At 54.0% G+C, this 5,707-nt stretch carries 3 rRNA genes; all 3 read left to right on the forward strand.

The window, feature by feature from the left end:
* Window positions 1–212 precede the first annotated feature (212 nt).
* Window positions 213–1,738 (forward strand): 16S ribosomal RNA (locus B7R24_RS04620).
* 481 nt (window positions 1,739–2,219) lie between these two features.
* Window positions 2,220–5,341: ribosomal RNA gene (locus tag B7R24_RS04625) — 23S ribosomal RNA — on the forward strand.
* Between the two features lie 178 nt (window positions 5,342–5,519).
* Window positions 5,520–5,636 (forward strand): 5S ribosomal RNA (rrf, locus tag B7R24_RS04630).
* Together the 16S, 23S and 5S rRNA genes form the textbook arrangement of a ribosomal RNA operon.
* Window positions 5,637–5,707 lie beyond the last annotated feature (71 nt).

Raw genomic sequence — 5,707 nt, forward strand, 5'->3', positions numbered from 1 at the left:
GGAGCGTCCGATCTTTGAGAACTCAACAGCGTGCACATTGTCAAATGCCAAATCCCCGTGGCACCTTTTGGGTGTCCGGGTTCCTTTGGGAAATTGAATTACCAGCCGCTTCGGTGGTTGGGGACATAAGCAAGTCAGTTATGACGTGTTTTGTCAGCATCAAACTTGTCAGGGTTGTGTTCGATTCCCGTTCACGTCCTGGCGCGTAAGCATTTACGGAGAGTTTGATCCTGGCTCAGGACGAACGCTGGCGGCGTGCTTAACACATGCAAGTCGAACGATGAAGGGGTGCTTGCATCTTGGATTAGTGGCGAACGGGTGAGTAACACGTGAGTAACCTGCCCTTGACTCTGGGATAAGCGTTGGAAACGACGTCTAATACCGGATATGACGACCGAGCGCCTGTTCTGGTTGTGGAAAGATTTTTTGGTCAAGGATGGACTCGCGGCCTATCAGGTTGTTGGTGAGGTAATGGCTCACCAAGCCTACGACGGGTAGCCGGCCTGAGAGGGTGACCGGCCACACTGGGACTGAGACACGGCCCAGACTCCTACGGGAGGCAGCAGTGGGGAATATTGCACAATGGGCGAAAGCCTGATGCAGCAACGCCGCGTGAGGGATGACGGCCTTCGGGTTGTAAACCTCTTTTAGTAAGGAAGAAGAACTTCGGTTTGACGGTACTTGCAGAAAAAGCACCGGCTAACTACGTGCCAGCAGCCGCGGTAATACGTAGGGTGCAAGCGTTGTCCGGAATTATTGGGCGTAAAGAGCTCGTAGGCGGTTTGTCGCGTCTGCTGTGAAATCTGGAGGCTCAACCTCCAGCCTGCAGTGGGTACGGGCAGACTAGAGTGCGGTAGGGGAGATTGGAATTCCTGGTGTAGCGGTGGAATGCGCAGATATCAGGAGGAACACCGATGGCGAAGGCAGATCTCTGGGCCGTAACTGACGCTGAGGAGCGAAAGCATGGGGAGCGAACAGGATTAGATACCCTGGTAGTCCATGCCGTAAACGTTGGGAACTAGATGTAGGGACCATTCCACGGTTTCTGTGTCGCAGCTAACGCATTAAGTTCCCCGCCTGGGGAGTACGGCCGCAAGGCTAAAACTCAAAGGAATTGACGGGGGCCCGCACAAGCGGCGGAGCATGCGGATTAATTCGATGCAACGCGAAGAACCTTACCAAGGCTTGACATGAACGAGAACGGGTCAGAAATGATCAACTCTTTGGACACTCGTTTACAGGTGGTGCATGGTTGTCGTCAGCTCGTGTCGTGAGATGTTGGGTTAAGTCCCGCAACGAGCGCAACCCTCGTTCTATGTTGCCAGCACGTTATGGTGGGAACTCATAGGAGACTGCCGGGGTCAACTCGGAGGAAGGTGGGGATGACGTCAAATCATCATGCCCCTTATGTCTTGGGCTTCACGCATGCTACAATGGCCGGTACAAAGGGCTGCGATACCGTAAGGTGGAGCGAATCCCAAAAAGCCGGTCTCAGTTCGGATTGAGGTCTGCAACTCGACCTCATGAAGTCGGAGTCGCTAGTAATCGCAGATCAGCAACGCTGCGGTGAATACGTTCCCGGGCCTTGTACACACCGCCCGTCAAGTCATGAAAGTCGGTAACACCCAACGCCAGTGGCCTAACCTTCGGGAGGGAGCTGTCTAAGGTGGGATTGGTGATTAGGACTAAGTCGTAACAAGGTAGCCGTACCGGAAGGTGCGGCTGGATCACCTCCTTTCTAAGGAGCACGTTCCACCTCGCCTCTGTATACAGGGCGATCAGGGTGGACAGTCATTTCATCGGAAGTTATCTGGTGGTGACGCTCATGGGTGGAACATTTGACATTCGCTAAGTGGTTCAGGTGCTTGTAGTACGACCAGGTTTTCGGATCTGGTTTGGAACAGAGTGGTTGGGTTGGCTGGTGTTGTGCACGCTGTTGGGTCCTGAGGGACCGGGCAGCCTTTTCGTCGTGGTTTCACGGTGGGGGGGTTGACTGTTGAACTCTGGACTTCATTTCGGGTCAGGATCTTTCTTGGTCTGTTTGGGGTACCGCCCGTATTTTGAGAACTACACAGTGGACGCGAGCATCTCCAGACGCGTATGAGTTTCATGCCTTTCGGGGTGTGGGGTGATTGCGTTGTCTGGTAATCAATGTTCGGATCAGCAGGCTTTCGGGTTTGTTGGTTCAAAGCATTGGTCTTTGTTGTGTGATTTTGTTTGTTGAAGTTTTTAAGAGCAAACGGTGAATGCCTTGGCATCTGGAGCCGAAGAAGGACGTATAAATCTGCGATAAGCCTCGGGGAGCTGATAATAGAGCTGTGATCCGAGGGTCTCCGAATGGGGAAACCCCGCCAGGCCCTTTGGGTGACCTGGTGACTCCCGCCTGAATATATAGGGCGGGTAGAGGGAACGGGGGGAAGTGAAACATCTCAGTACCCTCAGGAAGAGAAAACAATAGTGATTCCGTGAGTAGTGGCGAGCGAAACCGGAACAGGCCAAACCGTGCATGTGTGATACCCGGCAGGGGTTGCATGTTCGGGGTTGTGGGACTTACCTGCGAGAACTGCCGTTTTCGTGAGAGTTACAGCGCTATATAGATGAATGGGATTGAAAGCCCAGCCGGAGAAGGTGCGAGCCCTGTAGTTGAAATGTAGTTATGGCTCGGTGAGTATCCCAAGTATCGCGGGGCCCGAGAAATCCCGCGTGAATCTGTCAGGACCACCTGATAAGCCTAAATACTCCCAGATGACCGATAGTGAACAAGTACCGTGAGGGAAAGGTGAAAAGTACCCCGGGAGGGGAGTGAAATAGTACCTGAAACCGTTTGCTTACAAGCCGTCGGAGCGCCCTTTGTTGGTGTGACGGCGTGCCTTTTGAAGAATGAGCCTGCGAGTTAGTGATCAGTGGCGAGCTTAACCCGTGAGGGGAATGCGTAGCGAAAGCGAGTTCGAATAGAGCGTTTGAGTCGCTGGTTCTAGACCCGAAGCGAAGTGATCTATCCATGGCCAGGTTGAAGCGACGGTAAGACGTCGTGGAGGACCGAACCCACTTCAGTTGAAAATGGAGGGGATGAGCTGTGGATAGGGGTGAAAGGCCAATCAAACTTCGTGATAGCTGGTTCTCTCCGAAATGCATTTAGGTGCAGCGTTGCGTGTTTCTTGCCGGAGGTAGAGCTACTGGATAGCCGATGGGCCCTAAAAGGTTACTGACGTTAGCCAAACTCCGAATGCCGGTAAGTGAGAGCGCAGCAGTGAGACGGTGGGGGATAAGCTTCATCGTCGAGAGGGAAACAACCCAGACCACCATCTAAGGTCCCTAAGCGCGTGCTAAGTGGGAAAGGATGTGGAGTTGCATAGACAACCAGGAGGTTGGCTTAGAAGCAGCCACCCTTGAAAGAGTGCGTAATAGCTCACTGGTCAAGTGATTCCGCGCCGACAATGTAACGGGGCTCAAGCACGCCACCGAAGTTGTGGCATTTATATTTTTGGCAGGCCTTCGTGGTCCAGCCGTATGGATGGGTAGGAGAGCGTCGTGTGGCCAGCGAAGCGGCGGTGTAAACCAGCCGTGGAGGCCACACGAGTGAGAATGCAGGCATGAGTAGCGAAAGACGGGTGAGAAACCCGTCCTCCGAAAGATCAAGGTTTCCAGGGCCAGGCTAATCCGCCCTGGGTAAGTCGGGACCTAAGGCGAGGCCGACAGGCGTAGTCGATGGACAACGGGTTGACATTCCCGTACCGCAGAAGAACCGTCCAAGCCAATCCACTAATGCTAAACATCTGAAACCCACCTTATTGATCCCTTCGGGGTGAGAGGGGTGGACGTAGCGTGTGACCCTATGGTGGTGCGGTTAGCGTATTAACAGGTGTGACGCAGGAACGTAGCTGAGCCGGGCGATGGTTGTCCCGGTCTAAGAATGTAGGCCGAGGGGTAGGCAAATCCGCCCTTCATTAAAGGCTGAGACTCGATGGGTACCCTTCAGTGGGGAAATCAGTGATCGTCTGCTGCCAAGAAAAGCATCGGCGCGAGGTTCCATGTGCCCGTACCCCAAACCGACTCAGGTGATCAGGTAGAGAATACTAAGGAGATCGAGAGAATCGTGGTTAAGGAACTCGGCAAAATGCCCCCGTAACTTCGGGAGAAGGGGGGCCGGAGCTGTGAAGGGATTTACTCCTGGAGCAGTGTATGGCCGCAGAGACCAGTGGGAAGCGACTGTTTACTAAAAACACAGGTCCGTGCCAAGTCGCAAGACGATGTATACGGACTGACGCCTGCCCGGTGCTGGAAGGTTAAGAGGAAGAGTTAGCCGCAAGGCGAAGCCCAGAATTTAAGCCCCAGTAAACGGCGGTGGTAACTATAACCATCCTAAGGTAGCGAAATTCCTTGTCGGGTAAGTTCCGACCTGCACGAATGGCGTAACGACTTCCCAGCTGTCTCAACCGCGAACTCGGCGAAATTGCACTACGAGTAAAGATGCTCGTTACGCGCAGAAGGACGGAAAGACCCCGTGACCTTTACTATAGCTTTGTATTGGTGTTCGGTGTGGCTTGTGTAGGATAGGTGGGAGACTGTGAAGCGGGCACGCTAGTGCTGGTGGAGTCATTGTTGAAATACCACTCTGGTCACTCTGGATATCTAACTACGAACCGTAATCCGGTTCTGGGACAGTGCATGGTGGGTAGTTTAACTGGGGCGGTTGCCTCCTAAAGAGTAACGGAGGCGCCCAAAGGTTCCCTCAACCTGGTTGGCAATCAGGTGGCGAGTGTAAGTGCACAAGGGAGCTTGACTGTGAGACTGACAAGTCGAGCAGGGACGAAAGTCGGGACTAGTGATCCGGCAGTGGCTTGTGGAAGCGCTGTCGCTCAACGGATAAAAGGTACCTCGGGGATAACAGGCTGATCTTGCCCAAGAGTCCATATCGACGGCATGGTTTGGCACCTCGATGTCGGCTCGTCGCATCCTGGGGCTGGAGTAGGTCCCAAGGGTTGGGCTGTTCGCCCATTAAAGCGGTACGCGAGCTGGGTTTAGAACGTCGTGAGACAGTTCGGTCCCTATCCTCTGCGCGCGCAGGAAATTTGAGGAGAGCTATCCCTAGTACGAGAGGACCGGGATGGACGAACCTCTGGTGTGTCAGTTGTACTGCCAAGTGCACCGCTGATTAGCTACGTTCGGAACGGATAACCGCTGAAAGCATCTAAGCGGGAAGCCGGCTTCAAGATGAGATTTCCATACCATTCATGGTGAGAGGCTCCCAGGAGACTACTGGGTTGATAGGCAGGATGTGGAAGCACCGACTAACGAGGTGTGGAGCTGACCTGTACTAATAAGCCGACAACTTCACCAACACCCCCACCCCTTGGGTGGGAGGTAACGAACTTTGCGCAACAAAAACACTCGCGTCCACTCTGTGGTTCCCGACATACGGTCGGAAACAAACACCCACCCCTTTTCACAGGGGTGATAACTGAACACTGAAGCTAACAACTTCCGTCACACCCAGACCGTAACAACGTCGACAGTGTTTCGGCGGCCATAGCGAGAGGGAAACGCCCGGTAACATTCCGAACCCGGAAGCTAAGACTCTCAGCGCCGATGGTACTGCAAGGGAGACCTTGTGGGAGAGTAGGACACCGCCGGACCCATCCTCGAAACAGCCCAGCCCACACCGGCTGGGCTGTTCTCGTTAAGCCACCACAAACCCGCCACTAGA

It is taken from the genome of Subtercola boreus (assembly GCF_003399645.1).
Classification (GTDB): Bacteria; Actinomycetota; Actinomycetes; order Actinomycetales; family Microbacteriaceae; genus Subtercola; species Subtercola boreus_A.